We start from the raw sequence: 18,590 nt of genomic DNA on the forward strand, positions 1-18,590 counted from the left end.
CGGGAGGCATTCATGTTCGATCGATTGACCGCAGCCTTGCTGCGCCGGGCCTTCGGCCCGCTGGTGCGCCGAGGCCGCCTGAACGTGCGGCTGCCGGACGGCCAGACGCTGGTCTTCGGCGACCAGGGCCAGCCCCGCGCCGGCATCCGTTTCACCGACCGGCGTGCCGTCTGGGCCTTGCTGCGCGACCCTGACCTGCAGTTCGGCGAGCTGTTCATGCAGGAGCGGCTGCAGGTGGAGGAGGGCACGGTCTACGATGTGCTGGCGCTGTTCCTGCGCGACGCCAAGGACGTGCGACCCGGCCCGTTCGTGCGGCTGCTCGATCGCTGGCGCATGGCGCTGCGTCCGCTGCTGCAGCGCAACCGACCGAACCAGTCGCGCGCCAACGTGGCCCATCACTACGATCTCGACGACCGGCTCTACCGGCTGTTCCTCGACAGCGACCGGCAGTATTCCTGCGCCTACTTCGAGACCGGCAGCGAGAGCCTCGAGGCCGCGCAACTGGCCAAGAAGCGTCACATCGCGGCCAAGCTGCTGGTCGAACCCGGTCATCGCGTGCTCGACATCGGCTGCGGCTGGGGCGGCCTGTCGCGCTACCTCGCGGAGGTGGCCGGCGCGGGCCATGTGAGCGGCGTCACACTGTCGACCGAACAGCTCGAGGCCGCACAACGGCTGGGCGCCGCGTCGCCCGTCAGCGCGTCGCTCGACTACCGGCTCGAGGACTACCGCGCCACCCGAGGGCCGTTCGAGCGCATCGTGTCGGTGGGCATGTTCGAGCACGTGGGCCGCGGCAACCACGACGCCTTCTTCCGGCAATGCCGCGACCTGCTGACCGAGGACGGCGTGATGCTGCTGCACTTCATCGGCAACTCCGACGTGCCGGACTTCAACAACCCGTGGATCGAGAAGTACATCTTTCCCGGCGGCAGCCTGCCCTCGCTGTCGGAGGTCACGCCGGCCATCGAGCGCGCAGGCCTGGTGGTGACCGACATCGAGGTGCTGCGGCTGCACTATGCGCGCACGCTGCGGTTGTGGCGCGAGCGCTTCATGGCCCGGCGCGACGAGGCGCTGGCGCTCTACGACGAGCGTTTCTGCCGCATGTGGGAGTTCTACCTGTCGATGTCCGAAGCGGCCTTCCGCTACCAGGACATCGCGATCTTCCAGATCCAGCTGGCGCGCAGGCAGGAGGCCGTGCCCCTGACCCGCAACTACATCGAGGCGCGCAAGGCGGGGTTGCGCGAACGCGAGGCTGCGCTCAGCGGCTGAACGTCGCCAGCGCCGCGCACACGCGTTCGAAGCGCGCATCGTCGAGCCAGGGGCTGTTGCTGATGGCCAGCAGGCGGCTCGCCAGGTCACGTGCATGGGGCAGCGCGCCGGCGCTGGCGGTTGGCACGACGCCCGCATAGCGCGGATAGTCGGGCAGCGCGTGGACGAAGGGCAGGCTCAGGCCGCAGCCCGCGCCCCAGAGCGCGCGGAGGGCCGCGTCGCGCTGTGCAGCACTGGGCATCGACACCATCAGCACCGGCCAGGTGCCGGCCGCGTCGGGCATCGAGGGGCTGTCGCCCAGCACCGAAAGTGCGGTGACGCGCCTCAGCTGTTCGCGGCGTTGCAGCGCACGTGCCGTGCCCTGGGCCAGAAAGTCGGGCAGGCGTTCCAGCGCGCGCACCCCGACCGCCTGGCGCCAGCGGCCCACGCGGTGCAACGGAATCTCCGGATCGAAGTCGTCGCCCGCGGCGGCCACCCAGTCCTCGCGCTTCAGCGCCTGGCGCAGGGGGCGGCCATAGACCAGGCCCAGGCCGGCGGGGCGGTAGCACAGCGCATAGCCCAGCAGTTCGATCGAACGCCGCAGCTCCCAGCCCCGGTGTCGCGGCACGGTCTCGGCGCTGGCCTGTTCGCAGGCCCGGCGCAGGGCCGGGTCGTGCACCACCAGTGCGCCGCCCTCGAACAGCGTCAGTCCCTTGCCCACGGCCAGGCTGAAGAAGACCACGTCGCTGTGGGCGCCCACGCTTTGCCGGCCGACGCGCGCGCCCAGCGCCTGCGCCGCATCCTCGAGCGTCCAGGCGCCGACCTCGCGCGCGCAGGCCTGGGCCGCGGCCACATCGGTGAGGCGGCCGCCCAGGTGCGTGGGCACCACCGCCAGCGTGTACGGGCCGCAGAGCTGGCGCAGGTGCACCGGGTCGAGGTCGAGCGAGCCGGGCTTCAGGTCGCAGACCCGCAGCTGCAGCCCGCAATGCGCGACCGCCAGCGCCACCAGTGGGCAGGTGTAGGCCGGCACGACGACCTCGGTGCGCGTGGGGGCCAGCCGCCGCAGCGCGGTGAGCGCCACCACCATGCAGGCCGTGCCCGAACATTCGATCTGTACCTGCGGCACACCGAGGAAACGTGCGAGCGCCGTTCCCAGGTCGGCGTCGGTGCCGGGCCAGGCGAGATCGCGCGCGCGCAGCGGCAGGCCCGCCGTGGGCGGCACGACGGCCAGGCGTTCAGCCATGTGGGCCGCGCGCGGCGCCGGCCAGGATGTCCGGGGGCGTCGCATGCAGGGTCTCGGGCACGGCGTCCTGCTCTTCGCTGAAGGCCAGGCAGACGATGCCCGCGATGATGAACAGGCCGCCCGTGATCTGCGGCCACCCGACGCGCTCGTCGAACAGCAGCCAGGACAGCAGCAACACCGACACGATCTCCAGATGCGACGCGGCGAAGGCCGGCCCGATGGGCGCGTGCTTGAGCAGCGTCATCCAGGCGAAGAAGGCCCCGATATAGCCGATGAAGGCGCCGTAGATCCAGGGCTGGCCGAACACCCGCGCCAGCCAGGAGGTGCTGAACTCGAGCGGCAGGGCCTGCGTGCCGGCGACCTTGAAGCTGATCTGCGCCAGCGTGTCGAAGGCCATCAGCATCAGGAAGCCGATCACATAGAAACGTCGTTTGTCGGCCATTTCAGCTTCCGTGCCAGCCGACGATGGTGACGCCGATCGAGATCAGCAGGATGCCTGCGACGCGCATGCGAGAGAGCTTCTCGGCAAACAGATAGCGCCCGGCGATCATGATCGCGACGATGTTGATCGAGCCGAGCAGCACGCCTTCGGACAGCGGCACCAGCGACAGGAAGGCCAGCCACAGCACGAACTCGGCGACGTAGCAGCCCACGCCCACCCACAGCCAGGGGCGGCGCGCCATGAAGGCCCAGCGTGCCAGGCCGTCGCCCGCGCGCGGGTCGCCGGCAGCGGCCTTGAAGGCCAGTTGGCCGCCGCTGTCGACCAGCACGTTCAGCACCCAGAGCGTGAGCACCAGCGGCGTCAGTTCGCTGCTCATGTGGCGAGCGAGCCGTTGGTCGCCCGGTGGGCATGCGACTGCGGCGCGGTCGCACTGCGTGGCGCGGCGATGCGTGCCGCGAAGTCCACGGCACGCGCCGTCACGGTGCGACGCTCGCGGTCGATGGTGATCATGTGGTAGCTGTCGTGCAGCAGCACCATCTCGACCGGACCTTGGACCTTGCGCTCGATCAGGCGTGCGTTGGCCAGGCTCGAGATGTCGTCGTGGGTGGCATGCACCACGAGGCAGGGTGCGCGCACGCGGCCCAGCTGTCGGCGCACCTGGTCCGACAGGGCGCGCATCTCGATGATCGAGTACCACGGGTTGCCGGGCAGGCCCGCGGCGGCGCTGTCGCCGGACTGCATCTGCTCGACCACGCGCCTGCGCAGCGCCTCGTCCTTGATGCCGTAGGGCGGCTGTTCCATGAACAGCTTGTGGCGACCGATGCCCAGTGCGCGGAAGGGCCGCAGCAGGAAGGACAGCCGCGTGTAGAAGGGGATGCTCCAACCGTCGTGCCAGAACATGGTGGACAAGGCGCCCACGCCGTCGACCCGCTCCGGCCGCTCCTCGGCCAGCTCCAGCGCCAGCACCGCACCCATCGACAGGCCCATCACCACCAGGCGATCGACCTGCGTGTGCAGGCGGTCGGCGCCGGCGTGCACGCTGGCCGCCCAATCCTGCCAGCGGGTGCGCACCAGGTCCTCCTGCGTGCCGCAGTGGCCGGCCAGCTGCACGCCGTAGACCGTGAAACCGGCGCGTTGCAGGCCTTTGCCCAGCAGCCGCATCTCGTTGGGCGTGCCGGTCAGGCCATGCACCAGCAGGACCCCGGTGGACGCATGGGCGCCGTGGCCGGGGAGGAAGAATTCGTGAGGGGTGATGCAGATGTCCGGGTTCATGGAAATACCTTCGTGCTGCACGGCGTGCGGACGGGCTCGTGGCCGACCCGGCGCAGTGCGCATGCCGCTATGCCGTCATTCGGATGGGGGCCGTGATGTCTTCCATCAGGGCCAGGGCCTCGCCGAAGTGCTCGTAGGCCGCGTGGGCGATGTGCTGCTCCTGGCAGTAGGTGATGAGCCGGGCCTTGGCCAGCACGAAGTCGGCCTTGCCGGAGACGCAGAAATCGGAGCTGCCGTCGCCCACGAACAGCACCTTGCCGTGCACCGGGCGCTGCTCGGCGAGGCGCTCGCACTTGCAGTTGCCGCTGGCACGCACGCAGGCCGCGCTGGCATGGGGCGACTGCAGTTGCCAGCTGCGTTCGCCGGTCTGCACCAGATGGTTGGCCATCACCGTCAGGTTGCCCAGGCCGTGGCGGCCGAGGATGCGGCCGATCGCGTAGTCGATGCCGTCGCTGACCACCTGCACCGGCATGCCGCGGCGCTGGGCGGCTTCGACGAAGGCGGTGAAATGCGGGTCGATGGGCAGCGCGTCGAGGTGGGCGTCGAGTTCGGCGGCGCTCATGTCGAGCAACGCGACCTGGCCCTTCATGCATTCGCGCGACCCGATCTCGCCGGCCTCCCACGCGGCTTCCAGCGCCTCCCAGCCGGGGCGGCCGAAGCGCTGCAGCAGCGTGTCGGTGACGTCGTCGACGGCGATGGTGCCGTCGAAGTCGCATTGCACCGTCCAGCCCGGCGGCGGGACGGTGCGTTGCAGCGTGGCCGATGGCCGAATCCTGATGACCTTATTCATGAAAACTCACCCTCACGTTCTGACCCAGGCGCAGCACAGGCACCGGCGGGTCGAATTCCAGAAAACACTCCACCACCCGCACGTTGCGCGCGGCCGCGTCGTCGTCGAGCCGGCTCGCGCCGTAGGCCTGGCTGATGCGCACCACGCGCGCGGCGTAGACGGTCTGCGACGCCCCCTGCGTGTCGCCGTCGATGCGCACGCTGGCGTGCATGCCGGGCTTGACGTTGGCGACATAGGCTTCGTTGAGCTCGGCGCGCACGGTCAGCGGGCGGTGGGGCAGCAGCACCAGCACCGGCCGCGTGGCCTGCGAGGCCACGCGCGAGCCGGTCTGCACATGGAGCCGGAGCACGCGGGCGTCGACCGGTGCGGTCAGCGTCTGGCGCTGGACGGCGCGTTCGGCCTGCACCAGCTTCTGCCGGGCCACCGCGGCCTCGGCCTCGAGCACGGCGATCGCTGATTCGATGTCGCTGCGCGCCTGCAGCGCCTCGTCGGCGCGCTGCGGATCGAGCGCGCCGGCCTTGGCGGCCTCGCCGGTGCGCAGCGCCAGCTGGCGCGCCGCGGGCAGGCGCGCCGACTGGGCACGCTGGCGCGCCCGGACCAGCTTCAGCTCGGCTTCGGCCATGCCCACGTCCAGGCGGGCCTGGTCGGACACCAGCTTCAGCAGCGTCTGGCCGCGCCGCACTTCGTCGCCTTCGCGCACGGCCACGCTCTCGACCACGCCGTCCTGCTGCGGCAGCACGTCGAGCAGGCCGCCCTGGACGTCGACCTTGCCGCGCGCCATGGCCACGTCGCGTGGGCCCGCTGCGGGTGCCGGCGCGGCTGCGGTGATGCTGGTGCTGCCGTGGTCCGAGCAGCCGGCCATGGCCAGGGCCAGCGCCAGCATCGAGGCAGGCAAGGCGTATCGGTGTAGGGAGGACTTCATGCGGAGGCTGCCGTGGGCACGGCGGAAAGAGGGGCGCCGGCGGACTGCCAGTCGTTGCGGATCAGGCCGTCTTCCATGGTCAGCACGCGGTCGGCGTGCCGCACCAGGCGCGGGTCATGGCTCACGCACAGCACGGTGGTGCCGTGGTTGCGGGCGATGCGGTGCAGGATGTCGATGATCTTCTGGCCGTTCTCGGCGTCGAGCGCGCTGGTGGGTTCGTCGGCGAACAGCAGCTGCGGCTCCTTGGCCAGCGCGCGCGCGATGGCGACGCGCTGTTTCTCGCCGCCCGACATCTGTGCGGGATAGGCGCCGGCCCGGTGCGCCATGCCGACCTCGTCGAGCGCCTGCAGGGCCAGCGCGGCCGAGCGGCGCTTGTCCAGGCCCAGGTAGCCCAGCGGCAGCTGCACCTGCTCGTGGGCGGTGAGCGCGGCGAACAGGTTGAAGCCCTGGAACACGAAGCCGGTGTGCTGCAGGCGGAAATGCTCGAGCTGGCGCTGGGTCATCGTGCCGAGGTCTTCGCCCAGCGCCCAGGCCTGGCCGGTGTCGGGCGACTGCAGGCCGCTGAGCAGCGACAGCAGGGTGCTCTTGCCGCAACCCGAAGGACCGGAGATGAGCGTCAGTTCGCCGCCATAGATGTCGATCGACAGGGCCTGCAGCACGTGCACGCGCACCATGCCCGACAGAAAGGACTTGCTCACCTGGCGTGCTTCCAGGCTGGGGCTCGCGTGGGGGCGCGCGGGGCTTTTCATCGCAGCAGCATGGCCGGTTCGGCGCGTTGCAGGCCGCGCACGGCGAACAGTCCGGAGAGCACGGCCAGGCCCATCACCAGCACCGCGCACCCGATGGCGACCGTCCAGTTCATGCTGACCGGCACGTCGTAGCGCGAGGCGATCCAAAGCAGCAGCGCGCTGGCCGCGGTGCCCATCAGCAGACCGATGCCGCCGATCCAGCAGGCCTGCTCCAGCACCACCTTGCTGAGGGCGCGCAGGCTGGCGCCCAGGGCGTTGAGCATCGCGTACTCGCGCGCCGAGGAGGCCACCACGGCCATCAGTGCCTGGCTGGTCAGCACCGCGCCGACCAGGCAGACGATGGCGGCCATGAACAGCACGGCGATGCCGGCGCCGGTGTCGAAGATCCAGTAGAGCCGCGAGCGCTTGGCGAAGGTCTCGGAGGTCCAGACGGTCAGCGGGCCGAAGGCGGGCGGGGCGGCTGCCAGACGCGCCTGTGCGGCGACGGCCAGCGCCGGATTGCGCAGTCGGGCCACGAAATACGGCGTGCCCGCGGCCGACTCGGCGGCTTGCAGGCGGCGTGCCGTGTCCTGGGACGCCAGCACGTTGACGCCGCCCAGCGCGCGCAGCCCCGACAGCGTGGCCACGACCTGCACGCGGTGGCCGTTGATCCAGGCATGGCCGCCCACCGTGGTGCCCAGCTGTTCGAGATCGGAGCGGTCGACGATCACCGCATTCGGCTCGCGCAGCTGGGCGCGCCGCGCGAGCGGCAGCAGATGCGAGAACATCATGGCGTCGTCGTGGGTACGGATGCCCGAGACGAAGACCGGCACGCCGCCGGTGCGCGTGCTGCCGTGCCAGTCGCCTTCGACCCAGAGGTAGGGCTCGACGTCGACCACGTCCGGGTCCATGCGCAGGTACATCTCCATGTCGGGTCCGATGTCGCGCCCGAAATTGACGCTCTGCGTTCCGGGATAGCCTGCCCACAGGTCGGCCGAGGAGGCGGTCACGTAGACCGAGGCGCTGCCGAAGATGCCCAGCACCAGCGCGGCCTGCACGGCCAGCAGCACGCCGGAGAAGCCGACGGCGAACACGGCGGGCGCGAAGCGCCGCCATTCGTAGACCATGGTCTTGCGGGCCAGCGCGATCATGGGGTGCGCGCCTGCGCCGGCGGAGCGCTGACCAGGGGCGTGGTCTCTTCGTCGGTCGGCAGCGGCGCGCCGCCCAGCGACTTGTACAGCGCGATGAAGGCCAGGGTCCGGCTGCTCTCGGCGCTGGACTGTTCGAGCGCGACCTGCAGCGCCGCACGCTCGGTGGCGATGTGCTCCAGCTCGCTGCCCAGGCGCAACCGGACCCGCGTGGCCTGGGCCTGCACGCTGCGCGCCAGCGCCTGCTGCGCCTCGCGCAGCCGGTCGCTGTTCTCGCGGGCCTGTTGCAAGGCGCCCAGGGCTGATTCGGTCTCTGCCACGCCTTCGAGCACGGTCTGGCGGTAGTTCAGCAGCGACGCCTCCAGCGCGGCCTTCTGCGCGTCGGCGGCGGCGCGCCGGCGGCCCCAGTCGAACAGCGGGATGTCGATGGAGGGACCGAGCGCCGGCACGTCGTTGACGGTGCTGCGCGGGCGGTGCTGCGTGAGGTTGTACGCATACAGGAAGGAGGCGCCCAGCGTGACGCGCGGGTACAGCGCGGCGGTGGCGCTGCCCAGGGCGGCCGCGGTCTTGACAACCTCCGCTTCGGCGCGGCGGACGTCGGGGCGGTAGCGCAGCAGGTCGGCCGGTACCTGTTGCAGCGCGAAGGCCTGCAGGGGCGGCCGAGGCGCGGCGGCGGGCCGGGTGGTCCAGGCGCTGTCGGGCTCGGCCTGTCCGAGCAGCACGGCCAGGCTTTGCGCGGCGCGGTTGGCGGCCTGCCGGGGCTGGCTCTGCTGGGCACGCGCCTGGGCCAGCCGGGCCGTGGCCTGGTGCTGGTCGTCGGGCGCACCGATGCGCTGGCGGCCGCGCAGGTCGATCAGCTCCAGCGTGCGCCGGTCCAGCGCGACCACCTGGTCCAGCAGCGCTTGCTGGGTGCGCGCGGCTTGCAGCTCGGTGTAGCGGCGCACGACTTCGGCCACCGTGGTGACTCGCGCGTCCATGCTGTTCGCCGTGGCGGTGTCGATGCCGGCCTGACCTGCCTTCTCGGCGGATTCGCGGCCGCCGAACAGGCCCAGTTCCCAGACGGCGTCGAGGCTGGCCTGGAAATAGGTGTCGGTGGCGGAGATGTCCTGCACGGAGCGCGAGCTTGCCGACAGCGCCGGCTTGAACTGCGCCTGGGCCTGCCCGGCCAGCAGCCGCGCTTCGCGCAACCGGGCGCGGGCCTGTGCGACGCCGAGGTTCTGTGCCAGAGCCCGGTCGACCAGCGCGTCGAGCTGCGGGTCGCCCAGCGCCTTCCACCAACTGTGCAGATCGGGCGCGAGCGCCTTGTCTGTGGCTTGCGGGGCTTGGCGCCAGGCGCCCGGCACACCGTCGGGCAGCGGCGGCACATCCACGGCGGCGCAGCCGACCAGGCCGCCAAGCAGCAGGGCCTGGCAGGCAAGAAGCGGGGCGGCAGGGAAGGGACGGGGCAAAACGGCAGGACGTGAGAAGACCACCCGGAATTGAACCGCGGCCACTTTGCGTGGCTTTGCAGTTTGTGTGGAGAACGCGTGGAGACGACCTCGGGGAATGGTCGTTGCAAGGCCTTGCGCATGGGGCTGCGGCGGAATGGATAATCGCGGTCCTTGTGCTCCAACGCGTCCGCGACCCCGCTTCCCCGTGACCGACCCCAGACCCGCCGCGCTCCCCGTTCCCCCCCGCACGGCTTCCGACCCCGGGCCGCTGGCGCTGGTCGTCGAGGACGAGTCGGGCATCGCCGACATCCTGGTGGCCTACCTGCAGCGCGACGGCATGCGCACCCAGCGCGCGGTCGACGGCCCTTCGGCGCTGCGTCTGTTCGGTCAGCACCGGCCCGACATCGTGCTGCTGGACATCCATCTGCCCGGCATGGACGGTGTGGATGTGCTCAAGGCCATCCGCAGCGACAGCGACACCCCGGTGATCATGATCACCGCGCTCGCCGACGACCTCGACAAGCTGCTGAGCCTGCGCATGGGGGCCGACGACTATGTGGTCAAGCCCTTCAGCCCGGCCGAAGTCGTGGCGCGGGTGCGCGCGGTGCTGCGGCGCACCGGGGCCCGTCCGGCCGAAGCGCGCACGGTGCCGATCCGCGTCGGGCGCCTGGTGGTGGACCTGGAGGCCCATGGCGCCTCGACGGTCGACGACGACGGCACGCTGCATCCGCTGCCGCTGACGCTCACCGAGTTCCGCCTGCTGGCCTGCCTCGCGGCCCAGCCGCGCCGCTGCTTCTCGCGCGGTCACCTGATCGAGACCTGCCTGCCCGAGAGCGACGCGCTCGATCGGGTGATCGACTCGCATCTGAGCAAGTTGCGACGCAAGCTGCATGACGCGGGCCAGGAAGGGCTCATCGAGACGGTCCGCAGCATCGGCTACCGACTATGTCCCGGCCCCTAGACCGCATCTGGATCCGCTTCGGTCTCTGGATCGCCGCCACGGTGCTGGTCACCATTGCGATCCTGGGCTTGAGCGTGATGCTTTTCTCGGAAGTGCAGTACCGGGGCTTCTACGGCAGCCTGCCGGAGAACGTGCGGCAGGAGCTCGACGTGCTGCAGGATCAGGCCCTGGAGGACAGCCCGCGCGCCATGCAGATCTATGGCCAGTACTGGCGGGGCGACCTGCTGTTCGGCGAGAAGTGGTCGCTGTTGATCGGCTTGCTGGTGTGCCTGCCCTTCGGCCTGGTGGCGGGCTTCTGGGTCTCGCGCTTCGTGACGCTGCCCCTGGCTTCGATGGCCGAGGCCGCGCAGCGCGTGGCGCTGGGCGACTTCTCGGTGCGTGCCGAGCCCGGCCGGGATCGGGGCGAGATGGCCGACATGGTGAACGACTTCAACCACATGACGGATGCGCTGGAGCAACTGGAGCGCGAACGCAAGGCCACGGCGGCGGCGGTCTCGCACGAGTTGCGCACCCCCCTGGCCGTGCTGCGCGCGCGCCTGCATGCGGTGTGCGACGGCGTGATTCCAGCCGACGGTGCGGAGTTTCGCACGCTGCTCGACCAGGTCGAACACCTGGGGCGCCTGGTGGACGACCTGCACATGCTGTCGATGGCGGAGGCCGGCGGCCTGTCCCTGCAGACCGCCAAGGTGGACCTGGCGGTGCTGGTGCAGGACACCGTGGCCGGCTATGCCAGCCGCCTGGCCGAACACGGCATCGTGCCGGAGCTGGACATCGGGCAGGCGCATGCCTGGGTCCATGCCGACCCGGACCGGATGCGGCAGGTGATCTCCAATCTGACCGAGAACGTGTTGCGCTATGCGCGCGACGGCGCCTGGCTGGGCATCCGCCTGCGCTCGGATGTCGGCGCGGCCATGGTGGTGCTGACCATCAGCGACGCCGGCAGCGGGCTGCCCGAGGACGTGCGCCAGAACCTGTTCCAGCGCTTCCAGCGCTCGGACAACTCGCGGTCGCGCGCCACGGGCGGATCGGGCCTGGGCCTGTCCATCGTGCACATGCTGGTCGTGCGCCAGGGCGGCAGCGTCGCCGTCGACCGCTCCTCGCGCGGCGGTACCCGCTTCACCATCCGCCTGCCGCTGCTGGCGGCCGCTCGGCGCGGTGCCCCGTCGGGCCCCTGACGCCGGCCGCGAGCTCCCCGACAATGGGGCGATGACACCGCGTTCCCTTGCTTCAGCGCCGATCCTGGCGGCCTTCGTGCTCACGCTGGCCGGCTGCACCATGCCTCGCAAACCCCCGAGCGACGATGTGGCCGCGCCGTCCGCCGGCGCGGTCGCCGTGCCGCCGGCGATCACCGTCGTGCCACCCGCGCGCCCAGTGGCCGCCGCGGTCCCCACGCCGCCGCAGATCGAAGTGGCCGTCGTGTTGCCCGTGCCGCTGCGTGGACCGGCCCCGGCCTATCCGCCTGCGTTGGCCGAGCGCGGTATCGATGGCACGGTGGTCGCGCGTTTCTTCATCGGCACGGATGGCGTGCCCGAGACCGTGCGCATCGTGCGCACGCCGCATCCGCTGTTCGATGCGGCCGTGGTGGAGGCGGTGCGCCAGTGGCGCTATGAGCCGGCGCGCGATGCCCGCGGGCGGGCGGTACGCCACCCGGTGCAGATGCCGTTCCGCTTCCGTCTCGAGGACTGAAGGCAGGCGCGGGTCAGACCCGTGTGAACACCAGGTCCCAGACGCCGTGGCCCAGCTTGAGGCCGCGATTCTCGAACTTGGTCAGCGGGCGGTAGTGCGGCTTCTCGGCGTAGGCCTCGGCCGTGTTGCGCAGCAGCGTTTCCTGCGACAGCACCTCGAGCATCTGCTCGGCGTAGGGCTGCCAGTCGGTGGCGCAATGCAGGTAGCCACCGGGCTGCAGGTGCTGCGCGAGCTTGGTCACGAACTCGGCCTGGATCAGCCGGCGCTTGTTGTGCCGCTTCTTGTGCCACGGATCGGGGAAGAAGATGTGCACGCCGGCCAGCGTGCCGGGCCGCAGCATGTGGTCGATCACGTCGACCGCGTCGTGCGCGCAGATGCGGATGTTCGGGATCGACTGCTCGCCGATGCGCTTGAGCAGCGCACCCACGCCGGGTTCGTGCACTTCGCAGCACAGGAAGTTGGTCTCGGGCAGCACGGTCGCGATGTGCGCGGTGGCTTCGCCCATGCCGAAGCCGATCTCGAGCACGGTCGGGCCGGCACGGCCGCCGAAGGCTGCCATCAGGTCCAGCGGCTCGGGCGTGTACGGCAGCAGGAACAGCGGGCCCAGCTCGGCGAACGCGCGCGCCTGGCCGTCGGTGGTGCGGCCCGCGCGCTTCACGAAGCTCTTGAGGCGACGGTGCAGCGGGTGCGGCTTGGACGCGTCGGGGGGGCTGTCGCCGGGCTCGCCGTCGTCGGTGGCGGGCGCGTCTTCGCTGGGCGGGAGGTCGTGGGGCACGGTGTCGGGGAAGTTCATGAGGGCCGCGAATTGTAGAGAGCGCGCCATTCGGGCACCCAGCCGGTCAACGCGGCCGCGCAATTCAACGCCGTGGTGGGGCGCAGGCCCAGCACGCGTGCGGCCCGGTCGAGCGCGGCCAATGCGGCCTGCGGCGTGCCGGTGTCGATCGCGGTGGCGCCGTTCTGTTTCGACAGCTTGTCGCCGTCGGCGCCGCGCACCAGCGGCGTGTGCAGGTAGGTCGGTGCCGGGAAGCCGAGTGCGCGTTGCAGCAGGATCTGGCGCGCGGTGTTGTCGGCCAGGTCCTCGCCGCGGACCACGTCGGTCACGCCCTGCGCGGCGTCGTCGACCACCACCGCGAGCTGGTAGGCCCAGGGGCCGTCGGCGCGGCGCAGCACGAAGTCGCCGACCTCGGCTGCCACGTCCTGCTGTTGCGGACCCAGCCGGCGATCGGTCCAGCGGACGTCGGCCTCGACCTGGAAGGCGGCGAAGCGCCAAGCGCGCGCGGGCTTGCCCTGCAGGCCGTGGCGGCAGGTGCCGGGATAGACGCGCTCGCCATGCCGCTCGGGCGTCTGGCCGCGCTGCGCGAGCGCCTCGCCGATGTCCTTGCGCGAGCAGCCGCAGGGATAGGCCAGGCCCTTCGCATGCAGTGTTTCCAGCGCCGCGGCGTAGTGCGCGGTGCGCTGCGTCTGCCACACCGGCGCTTCATCGGGCCGCAGGCCGCAGGCGGCCAGTTGCTGCAGGATGTGCGTGCCCATGCCGGGCAGGCAGCGTTCGGTGTCGGCGTCCTCGATGCGCACCAGCCATTGCGCCTGCGGGCCGCGGGCGCGCACGTCGAGCCAGCTGGCCAGCGCGGCGACCAGCGAGCCCGCATGCAGCGGGCCGGTCGGGGAGGGGGCGAAGCGGCCGCGCATGCGGTCGGTACGGCGTGGGCCCGGCTAGGCGACGGCCAGCGCCAGCGACAGGCCGGAGAGGAACGCGTCCTCGACGCGGTGCCCCATGCACCAGTCGCCCGCCAGGCCGATGCGGGTCTTGGCGTCCCACAGGTGCGGCTTGCCCAGCGGCGCCTGGGTCTGGGCCTCGGGCCAGCAGCGGGCGCGTGCATAGCTGGGCGTGGCGTAGATGCCGGTGATCTCCGAGAAGGCGCGCAGCAGCTTGGCCTCGACGCGCGGTGCATCGTCGCGCAGGTGTTCCTGCGACCAGGTCGGGCTGGCCTGCAGCGTCCAGCGCTCGACCGGCTCGCGGCCGGGCTTGGACGACTCGCGCGCCAGCCAGGCCACGCGGTGGTGGGTGCTGCGCGCCGCATTCCATTGCGGGCCCAGGTGCGGCAGCGTGGGTTGGCTGGCCTGCGGGAAGGCGATCATCAATGTCCAGCAGGGCGAGGCCTGGACCTTGGCGATGTTGCGCTCCAGCGCAGGCGCGATCTTGCTGCGGCCCAGCAGCAGCCGCGCACGCGCGGGTGGCACGGCCAGCAGCACGGCGTCGAAGCCGGAGTGCACCGGCGCCGCATCGCCTTCGGTGCGCAGCTGCCAGCGGCTGCGGTCGAGCGCATCGGGCTCGATCTGCAGCACCTGGGCGCCGGTCACCAGGCGCTTGCCCAGCGGCTCGGCCCAATGCGCCACCAGCGCGTCCATGCCGGGCTGTGCCACGTAGTGCGGGTCGCGCGCGGGCAGGGCGGCCTCGGCCACGCGGCCGTGCGGATCGAGCACGCGCACGAGGTTGGCGCTCCAGGGGCGGCAGATCTTGGTCGCGGTCTGCAGAGCCAGCGCGAAACGCTCGTCGCGCACGGTGAAGTACTGGGCGCCGCTGTCGAAGCGGCCGAAGGCCGTCGACTCGCTGGCCATGCGGCCGCCGGCGCCCGCCTCGGCTTCGAACACGGTGACCTCGTGGCCGGCCTGCAGCAGCGTGCGGGCGCAGGCCACGCCCGCCATGCCGGCGCCGACGATGGCGAAGTGACGGGGTCCGGTGACAGGGCTTCGGTGACGGTCGGCGGGCAGGGTGGTGGTCATGGCAGGTCTCTTTCTGGATGGCGTTCGATGACGCGACGATGACGAATGGGCAGCTGACTCTACCTCGGCTTGGGCGGCGTTCCGAAGCGTCAGCGGCCGCGATGCCGCTCGAGCAAAGCCCGCCGCGTGCCCTCGTGCTCGAACTGCGCGAGCCACCACTCGAGCGCGCGGCCCGGCTGTGCGTTGCTGCGCACGCGCCAGGCCAGATGCATCTGCCCGACCGGCTGGACGCGTTCGGTGCGCAGCTCGACCAGGTGGCCGGCCTCGATGTAGGGCCGCGCCATGGGCTCGGGCAGGAAGCCGCCGCCCAGCCCGTGCAACTGGGCCGACAGCTTGGCCTGCATGGTGGGCACGGTCAGCACGTCCTGCCCGCCGATCAGGTTGACCGTCATGCGCGGGCCGGCGCGCGAGGAGTCGGCCGCGGCCACCGCGCGGTGCGCACGCAGCGTGGCGTCGTCGATCGGCTGCGGCAATGCGGCCAGCGGATGGTGTGGCGCCACCGCATAGACGAAGTGCAGCTCGCCCAGCAGCCGCGTGCGGATCGAGGGCGCGGTGAAGCCCAGGCTGGCCGCGTCGAGCACCGAGCCGACGGCCAGGTCGGCCTCGCCGCTGGCCAGCGCCTCGATGGTGCCGAGCAGGGTCTCGTCGCGCAGCTTGAGCCGGGTCGGCGGCTCGAGCGCGTAGAAGGCGCCGACCAGGTCGAGCATCGGATCGCGCGCGATCACGCTGTCCATCGCGATGGTGAGCAGCGGCTCCCAGCCGGTCGCCACGCGCTTGACGCGGTTGGCCACGGCCTCGACGTCGCCCAGCAGCCGTGGCGCCTCCCGCATCAGCTCGGCGCCGGCTTCGGTGAGCCGAGCCTGGCGCGCGCTGCGGTCGAACAGCAGCACGTCGAGCGCGTCTTCGATCTGGCGCACGCGGTAGCTCAGCGCGCTGGGCACCAGGTCGAGCACGCGGGCCGCGCCTGCGAAGCTGCCGGCGCTGACCACCGTCTGCAGCATGGCGAGGGCTTCCGGGGTGAGCACGTCACGGGCGTTGGGCATGGCATCTCGTTCATTCAAAAAAATTGAATGGTGCCATCAAATGCGGGCCACTGCAGGTCCGATGCGGCGCCCTAAAGTTACCTACATCCGCTGCGCACACGGCGCGGCTCTTCGAAAGAGGCCTCAGGGCCCAGGAGTTCAACGATGTTGACGATTCGCAAATCCCAAGAACGCGGCTATGCCGACCACGGCTGGCTCAAGTCCTTCCACAGTTTCTCCTTCGCCGGCTACCACGACCCGGCCCACATGGGCTTCGGCAACCTGCGCGTGATCAACGAAGACCGCGTCGCGGCGGGCGCCGGCTTCGGCACCCATGGCCACAAGGACATGGAAATCATCAGCTACGTGCTGTCGGGCGAACTGGCGCACAAGGACAGCATGGGCAACGTCGAGAGCATTCCGCCCGGCGACGTGCAGCGCATGAGCGCGGGCCGCGGCGTGATGCACAGCGAGTTCAACCACAAGAAGGACGAGACCACGCACTTCCTGCAGATCTGGTTGCTGCCCAACGAACGCGGCATCGCGCCGGGCTACGAGCAGAAGCAGTTCGACGCGGCCGACAAGCGCGGCCGGCTGCGGCTGGTGGCCTCGCCCGACGGCAGCGACGGCTCGGTCACGGTGCACGCCGATGCGCGGCTCTATGCCGGCCTGCTCGACGGCGACGAAAGCGCCGCGCTGACGCTCGACCCGGCACGCAAGAGCTACGTGCACCTGGTGCGCGGCGAGCTCGAGGTCAACGGCCGCAAGCTGGTGACCGGCGACGCCGCGCTGCTCGAAGGCGAGGCGCAGCTGGCGCTGGCCGGCGGCAAGGATGCCGAAGTGCTGGTGTTCGACCTGGCTGCTTGATTTCCCCCTCTGGCTGCTTACGGGCGGCCTCTTTTTGTCTGTTCTTTTCTATTCCAAACCCGAGGAGTTCTTCCATGTCCACCATTTCCGCCACCCGTTCGACGGGCGTTTCCACCTCCGGCAGCCAGGACGTCGCCGCACTCGTCGGCCGCATCCTGCTGGCCGCGCTGTTCGTGCCGGCCGGCTTCAGCAAGCTCATGGGCTTTGCCGGTACCGTCGGCTACATCGCCTCGGTCGGCCTGCCGTTGCCGCAGGTCGCGGCGGCGGTCGCGATCCTGGTGGAGCTCGGCCTCGGCCTGGCGCTGCTGGTCGGCTTCAAGACGCGCTGGGCCGCCATCGGCATCGCGCTGTTCACGCTGGTCGCCACCTTCGCCTTCCACAACTACTGGGCCATGCCGGCCGACAAGGCCTTCGTGAACCAGCTGATGTTCTTCAAGAACATCGCCGTGGTCGGCGGCCTGCTGGTCGTCTGGGCCTTCGGTCCGGGCCGCCTGAGCATCGACAAGCGCTAAGCTGCGACTTCTTTTTTCAAGAGGATTCCGCATGCCCCGCATCGCCGTCGTTTTCCATTCCGGCTATGGCCACACCCAGCGCGTGGCGCAGGCGGTGGCGGACGCTGCGGGTGCCGAACTGATCGCCATCGACGCCGACGGCAACCTGGCCGCCGGCGGCTGGGAAGCCCTGGCCGAGGCCGACACGATCGTGTTCGGCTCGCCGACCTACATGGGCGGCGTGAGCTGGCAGTTCAAGAAGTTCGCCGATGCCTCGTCGAAGGTCTGGTACGCGGAAGGCTGGAAGGACAAGCTCTTCGCCGGCTTCACCAACAGCGCGACCATGAACGGCGACAAGGTCGCGACGCTGAGCTATCTGTGGACGTTGGCCATGCAGCATGGAGGCCTGTGGATCAGCATGGGCATCCATCCGGCCAACGACAAGGCCGCGCGCCGCGACGCGCTCAACTACGTGGGCGGCTACGGCGGCCTGCTGACCGTCTCGCCGTCCGACGCGAGCCCGGCCGAAATGTCCAAGGGCGACTTCGACACCGCGCGCGCCTTCGGCGAACGCGTGGCCGAGGTGACCGCTGCGCGCACGCGCTGAACGAAAGAAAAAAATGACCGCACCCACATTGCTCCGCCCCCACGACAAAGACCTCGGTGGCGGCTTCAAGGTCCGCCGCCTGCTGCCTGCCGCGCAGCGCCGCTCGGTGGGGCCTTTCGTCTTCTTCGACCATTTCGGTCCGGCCACCGAAACGCCCGACACCCAGCACGACGTGCGCCCGCATCCGCACATCGGGCTGGCCACGGTCACCTATCTCTTCGAGGGCGCGATGATGCATCGCGACAGCCTCGGCAGCGTGCAGGAGATCCTGCCCGGCGCCATCAACTGGATGACCGCGGGGCGTGGCATCGTGCATTCCGAGCGCAAGCCTGAGCGCCTGCGCGGCGACGAATACGTCAACCATGGCCTGCAGCTGTGGGCGGCGTTGCCGCAGGCCTTCGAGGAAGTCGAGCCCAGCTTCACGCACACGGCGAGCGATGCGATTCCCGAGGTCGATGAACAGGGTGTGCGGGTGCGTGTGCTGATCGGCGAGGCCTTCGGCGTGCGCTCGCCCGTGAAGACCTTCGCACCCACGCTGTACCTCGACATCGCGCTGCCCGCGGGCGCGTCCTTCGTGCTGCCGGCGCTGGCGCCCGAGCTGGCGGTGTATCCGGTCGATGGCGACGTGCGCATCGACGGTGTGGCGGTCGAGGCGCACACCATGGCGTCGCTGTCGGCAGGTCAAGGCGCCACGCTGCGCGCCGACACGGCGGTGCGCCTGATGGTGGTCGGCGGCGAGCCGCTCGACGGCCCGCGCTACATCACCTGGAATTTCGTCTCGAGCCGGCGCGAACGCATCCTGCAGGCGGGTGAGGACTGGGCTGCCCAGCGCATGGGCCAGGTGCCGGGCGAGACCGAGTTCATTCCGCTGCCGGGGCATCCGTTCCAGGTGCAGAGCCCGGCGCCGGACACGGGGACCACGCCGGCCTGAGGTTTCTTTCCCTCTTCCTCCGGG

At 70.8% G+C, this 18,590-nt stretch carries 21 protein-coding genes; 8 read left to right on the forward strand and 13 right to left on the reverse strand.

What is annotated here, in order from left to right; genetic code table 11:
• Positions 1 to 12: 12 nt before the first annotated feature.
• Positions 13 to 1,266, forward strand: a complete 1,254-nt coding sequence (locus ACSFBC_RS00165) for a class I SAM-dependent methyltransferase (RefSeq protein ID WP_435508296.1) — start codon at positions 13 to 15, stop codon at positions 1,264 to 1,266.
• Here ACSFBC_RS00165 and ACSFBC_RS00170 read toward each other — a convergent pair.
• From ACSFBC_RS00170 to ACSFBC_RS00210, 9 genes are all read right to left on the reverse strand, one after another.
• Positions 1,256 to 2,488: a DegT/DnrJ/EryC1/StrS family aminotransferase gene (locus ACSFBC_RS00170; RefSeq protein ID WP_435508297.1), complete on the reverse strand. Its 1,233-nt coding sequence runs from the start codon at positions 2,486 to 2,488 to the stop codon at positions 1,256 to 1,258. The genes ACSFBC_RS00165 and ACSFBC_RS00170 overlap by 11 nt on opposite strands.
• Positions 2,481 to 2,930, reverse strand: a complete 450-nt coding sequence (locus tag ACSFBC_RS00175) for an EamA family transporter (protein WP_435508298.1) — start codon at positions 2,928 to 2,930, stop codon at positions 2,481 to 2,483. The genes ACSFBC_RS00170 and ACSFBC_RS00175 overlap by 8 nt, the downstream gene beginning before the upstream one ends.
• A 1-nt stretch (position 2,931) precedes the next feature.
• On the reverse strand, positions 2,932 to 3,306 hold the full coding sequence (locus tag ACSFBC_RS00180) for an EamA family transporter (protein WP_435508299.1): 375 nt from the start codon (positions 3,304 to 3,306) through the stop codon (positions 2,932 to 2,934).
• Entirely contained in the window at positions 3,303 to 4,202 is a 900-nt protein-coding gene (locus ACSFBC_RS00185) for an alpha/beta hydrolase (protein ID WP_435508300.1), read from the reverse strand. Before ACSFBC_RS00185 ends, ACSFBC_RS00180 begins: the two co-directional genes overlap by 4 nt.
• A 67-nt stretch (positions 4,203 to 4,269) precedes the next feature.
• Entirely contained in the window at positions 4,270 to 4,992 is a 723-nt protein-coding gene (locus ACSFBC_RS00190) for an MtnX-like HAD-IB family phosphatase (protein ID WP_435508301.1), read from the reverse strand.
• Complete coding sequence (locus ACSFBC_RS00195; RefSeq protein WP_435508302.1) at positions 4,985 to 5,914, reverse strand: HlyD family secretion protein; 930 nt, start codon at positions 5,912 to 5,914, stop codon at positions 4,985 to 4,987. The genes ACSFBC_RS00190 and ACSFBC_RS00195 overlap by 8 nt, the downstream gene beginning before the upstream one ends.
• The gene (locus ACSFBC_RS00200; protein WP_435508303.1) at positions 5,911 to 6,663 is read right to left on the reverse strand and encodes an ABC transporter ATP-binding protein; all 753 of its coding nucleotides are present in this window, start codon (positions 6,661 to 6,663) and stop codon (positions 5,911 to 5,913) included. Before ACSFBC_RS00200 ends, ACSFBC_RS00195 begins: the two co-directional genes overlap by 4 nt.
• Positions 6,660 to 7,793 carry an ABC transporter permease gene (locus tag ACSFBC_RS00205; RefSeq protein WP_435508304.1) on the reverse strand — a complete coding sequence of 378 codons (1,134 nt, stop codon included), beginning with the start codon at positions 7,791 to 7,793 and terminating at the stop codon, positions 6,660 to 6,662. The genes ACSFBC_RS00200 and ACSFBC_RS00205 overlap by 4 nt, the downstream gene beginning before the upstream one ends.
• Positions 7,790 to 9,238, reverse strand: coding sequence for an efflux transporter outer membrane subunit (locus tag ACSFBC_RS00210; protein ID WP_435508305.1), 1,449 nt, complete (start codon positions 9,236 to 9,238; stop codon positions 7,790 to 7,792). The genes ACSFBC_RS00205 and ACSFBC_RS00210 overlap by 4 nt, the downstream gene beginning before the upstream one ends.
• A gap of 187 nt (positions 9,239 to 9,425) precedes the next feature.
• On the opposite strand from ACSFBC_RS00210, the gene ACSFBC_RS00215 reads away from it, so the two are divergent.
• Genes ACSFBC_RS00215 through ACSFBC_RS00225 form a run of 3 tightly spaced genes read left to right on the forward strand, consistent with a single transcriptional unit; the run spans position 9,426 to position 11,867 of the window.
• Complete coding sequence (locus ACSFBC_RS00215; protein ID WP_435508306.1) at positions 9,426 to 10,181, forward strand: response regulator; 756 nt, start codon at positions 9,426 to 9,428, stop codon at positions 10,179 to 10,181.
• Entirely contained in the window at positions 10,166 to 11,356 is a 1,191-nt protein-coding gene (locus ACSFBC_RS00220; RefSeq protein WP_435508307.1) for a sensor histidine kinase, read from the forward strand. The genes ACSFBC_RS00215 and ACSFBC_RS00220 overlap by 16 nt, the downstream gene beginning before the upstream one ends.
• Before the next feature lie 31 nt (positions 11,357 to 11,387).
• Complete coding sequence (locus ACSFBC_RS00225; RefSeq protein WP_435508308.1) at positions 11,388 to 11,867, forward strand: energy transducer TonB; 480 nt, start codon at positions 11,388 to 11,390, stop codon at positions 11,865 to 11,867.
• Between the two features lie 13 nt (positions 11,868 to 11,880).
• On the opposite strand, the gene trmB is transcribed toward ACSFBC_RS00225, so the two are convergent.
• The 4 genes from trmB to ACSFBC_RS00245 all read right to left on the reverse strand — a co-directional run bounded on the left by trmB (position 11,881) and on the right by ACSFBC_RS00245 (position 15,691).
• The gene (gene trmB / locus ACSFBC_RS00230; protein ID WP_435508309.1) at positions 11,881 to 12,660 is read right to left on the reverse strand and encodes a tRNA (guanosine(46)-N7)-methyltransferase TrmB; all 780 of its coding nucleotides are present in this window, start codon (positions 12,658 to 12,660) and stop codon (positions 11,881 to 11,883) included.
• The gene (gene gluQRS, locus ACSFBC_RS00235; protein WP_435508310.1) at positions 12,657 to 13,553 is read right to left on the reverse strand and encodes a tRNA glutamyl-Q(34) synthetase GluQRS; all 897 of its coding nucleotides are present in this window, start codon (positions 13,551 to 13,553) and stop codon (positions 12,657 to 12,659) included. The genes trmB and gluQRS overlap by 4 nt, the downstream gene beginning before the upstream one ends.
• Positions 13,554 to 13,577: 24 nt before the next feature.
• Complete coding sequence (locus tag ACSFBC_RS00240) at positions 13,578 to 14,648, reverse strand: NAD(P)/FAD-dependent oxidoreductase (protein ID WP_435508311.1); 1,071 nt, start codon at positions 14,646 to 14,648, stop codon at positions 13,578 to 13,580.
• A gap of 89 nt (positions 14,649 to 14,737) precedes the next feature.
• The gene (locus ACSFBC_RS00245) at positions 14,738 to 15,691 is read right to left on the reverse strand and encodes a LysR family transcriptional regulator (RefSeq protein ID WP_435508312.1); all 954 of its coding nucleotides are present in this window, start codon (positions 15,689 to 15,691) and stop codon (positions 14,738 to 14,740) included.
• Between the two features lie 144 nt (positions 15,692 to 15,835).
• Between ACSFBC_RS00245 and ACSFBC_RS00250 the strand changes: the two genes are divergently transcribed.
• The 4 genes from ACSFBC_RS00250 to ACSFBC_RS00265 all read left to right on the forward strand — a co-directional run bounded on the left by ACSFBC_RS00250 (position 15,836) and on the right by ACSFBC_RS00265 (position 18,566).
• Entirely contained in the window at positions 15,836 to 16,537 is a 702-nt protein-coding gene (locus ACSFBC_RS00250; protein WP_435508313.1) for a pirin family protein, read from the forward strand.
• A gap of 74 nt (positions 16,538 to 16,611) precedes the next feature.
• Complete coding sequence (locus ACSFBC_RS00255; RefSeq protein ID WP_435508314.1) at positions 16,612 to 17,049, forward strand: DoxX family protein; 438 nt, start codon at positions 16,612 to 16,614, stop codon at positions 17,047 to 17,049.
• A 31-nt stretch (positions 17,050 to 17,080) separates the two neighbouring features.
• Positions 17,081 to 17,635 carry a flavodoxin family protein gene (locus ACSFBC_RS00260; protein WP_435508315.1) on the forward strand — a complete coding sequence of 185 codons (555 nt, stop codon included), beginning with the start codon at positions 17,081 to 17,083 and terminating at the stop codon, positions 17,633 to 17,635.
• Between the two features lie 13 nt (positions 17,636 to 17,648).
• Complete coding sequence (locus ACSFBC_RS00265) at positions 17,649 to 18,566, forward strand: pirin family protein (RefSeq protein WP_435508316.1); 918 nt, start codon at positions 17,649 to 17,651, stop codon at positions 18,564 to 18,566.
• Positions 18,567 to 18,590 lie beyond the last annotated feature (24 nt).

The organism is Variovorax frigidus (assembly GCF_051216515.1).
Taxonomy (GTDB): domain Bacteria; phylum Pseudomonadota; class Gammaproteobacteria; order Burkholderiales; family Burkholderiaceae_C; genus Variovorax.